Consider the following 2,371-nt stretch of genomic DNA (forward strand, 5'->3'; position numbering starts at 1 on the left):
GCGCGGCGACAGGCCGAGGGCGAACGCCGGCTGGGTTCGAGTGGCTTCCACCAGGCGCAGCACGTAATCCACCAGGGCATCGCTGGCGCGTACTGCCAGCACCTCGCCCTGCAATGCCTGCAACTCCTGCGGATCGAGCATCGGCTCCAGGCGCGGCAGCAGATCGCGACGCGCCTCGCCCAGCAGCAGGGCCTTCTCGGCGGCGCGGCCGGGATAGCCCAGCGACAGGCGCATGAGGAAGCGGTCGAGCTGGGACTCAGGCAGCGCGAAGGTGCCGCCCTGGGTTACCGGGTTCTGCGTGGCGACGACGAAGAAGGGCTCGGGCAGCGGACGGGTCGCGCCCTCGATGGTCACCTGCCCTTCCTCCATGGCCTCGAGCAACGCGCTCTGGCTCTTGGGCGTGGCGCGGTTGATCTCGTCGGCCAGCACCAGTTCGGAGAAGATCGGCCCGGGATGGAAGACGAACTGCCCGGTGTCCTTGTCGAACACCGAGGTGCCCAGCACGTCGCCAGGCAACAGGTCGGAGGTGAACTGGATGCGCTGGAAACTCAGCCCCAGCACCCGCGCCAGAGCGTGGCTCAGGGTAGTCTTGCCCATGCCGGGCAGGTCCTCGATGAGCAGGTGACCACGGGCCAGCAGGCAGGTCAGCGCCAGCCTCACCTGCACTTCCTTGCCGAGCAGCACCTGATCGACTGCCTTCAGACAATTCTCCAGCTTGGCGTGCATCCTGACCCTCTCTTCCCCGGAAAACTCCGATCCTACTGATCAAGGACGGAGCATCAAAGGCTTCGACACATTTAGTCCGCAATCTGTGATGTAGAGCGGTGATCCAGAGTGCTCAGCGCCCCAGCAGGCGCTCCGCCAGCCAACTCGCCGCCGGCCCGAGCCGGCGCTGCCGGGACCAGATCACGTCCACCGCCACGCGGCGCGGCCAACCCGCGACCTTCAGCTCCTGCATACGCCCGCTGGCGAAGCGTCCTACCATCCAGCTGGGCAATTCGATCCAACCGAAGCCCAGTACCGCCATGTCCAGCAACAGCAGGTAGTTTGGCGCGCTCCAGCAGCGGCCGCCGAGCATGGGCGCGGCGTCGTCCAGGTAGGTATTCAGGCGCAGCGCGCGGTAGGCAAGCAGGTCTTCGCGCTCGACCCGTTCGCGGCCGGCCAGCGGATGGTCGCGGCTGACGAACAGGCCGAACTCGGCCTGTTCGCTCAGGGTCGCCGAGCCGATGTCCGGCGCGTACTCCGCCTGCGCCGCCAGCAGGCCGAGGCTGGCGCGGCCCTGTACGACGAGGTCGAGCACGTCGCTGTCCTCGGCGATCAGCCATTCGAACTCAAGGTCCGGATAGCGCGCGTCGATCTCCGCCAGCCGCGCCTCGAATTCGGCGGACTGGTAGGTGTCCGACATTGCCAGGGTCACCCGCGACTCCAGTCCCCCGACGAGCTGGTGAGCCAGTTGCCCGAGGCGATCATTGGCCATCAGCACCTCCTCCACGCGCCCGAGCAGCGCATGGCCGGCCTCGGTCAGCCTGGGCTGGCGGCTGCTGCGGTCGAACAGGGTCAGGCCGAGGTCGATCTCCAGCCGCGCGATGGCCTCGCTGACGGTGGACTGGCTCTTGCCCAGCTTGCGCGCGGCGGCGCTGAACGAGCCCAGGCAGGCGGCCTCGGCGAAGGCCTGCAGGGATTCGGGGGAATATTGCATCGTGGCGCTCTCTTCCATCGGTCAAACCGATGGTATCCAACTTAGATCCAGCCGGTCGACCGATGACAATGGCGCCGGACCGACGGAGTCGGCCTGTATCCTGACTGTCTGGAGTTACCCATGAGCCCGAAGAAAACCCTGAAGGAACGGATGTTCCACGCCGTCCTTTTCGAACTGCTGGCGGTCGTCATCTGCGCACCGACCCTGGCCTGGCTAATGGACAAACCGCTGGGCCACATGGGCGCCATGACACTGATGTTCTCGGCCATCGCCACCGTGTGGAACATGCTGTTCAACGCCGCCTTCGACCGCGCGCAGAATCGCATGGGCTTTTCCCGCACCCTGCCGGTGCGCGTCCTGCACGCCTCGCTGTTCGAACTGGGGCTGATCGTCCTGCTGGTGCCGCTGGCCGCCTGGTGGCTGTCGGTGAGCCTGCTGGAGGCTTTCATCCTCGACATCGGCCTGGTGCTGTTCTTCCTGCCCTACGCGCTGGTGTTCAACTGGGTGTATGACGTGCTGCGCGAGCGCTGGGTGGGTCGCCCTCAATCCGCCGCTCAAGCGCACGGCTGAACCTTGTAGGAGCGAGCTTGCTCGCGAACGGATTTCCAGGCAGCGAATGAGCGGTTGGGGGGGGGGGCGCCCGCGCCGCGCGAGAAAAAAAAAAAAAAAAAA

Annotated in this window: 3 protein-coding genes; 1 reads left to right on the plus strand and 2 read right to left on the minus strand. The window is 66.2% G+C overall.

From position 1 onward, the window contains the following. Together ACCC94_RS29275 and ACCC94_RS29280 are read right to left on the minus strand one after the other, a co-directional pair. On the minus strand, window positions 1-726 hold a 726-nt coding region (locus ACCC94_RS29275; protein WP_413353086.1), incomplete at its 3' end, for an AAA family ATPase. Window positions 727-838: 112 nt separating this feature from the next. Beyond that, window positions 839-1,699, minus strand: a complete 861-nt coding sequence (locus tag ACCC94_RS29280; protein WP_413353087.1) for a LysR family transcriptional regulator — start codon at window positions 1,697-1,699, stop codon at window positions 839-841. A gap of 120 nt (window positions 1,700-1,819) precedes the next feature. Here ACCC94_RS29280 and ACCC94_RS29285 point away from each other — a divergent pair, with 120 nt between their 5' ends. Continuing rightward, on the plus strand, window positions 1,820-2,269 hold the full coding sequence (locus ACCC94_RS29285; RefSeq protein ID WP_413353089.1) for a multidrug/biocide efflux PACE transporter: 450 nt from the start codon (window positions 1,820-1,822) through the stop codon (window positions 2,267-2,269). The last annotated feature ends 102 nt before the right edge of the window (window positions 2,270-2,371 follow it).

Origin of the sequence: Pseudomonas sp. Pseusp97 (genome assembly GCF_047304025.1) — a bacterium.
Taxonomy (GTDB): Bacteria; Pseudomonadota; Gammaproteobacteria; order Pseudomonadales; family Pseudomonadaceae; genus Pseudomonas.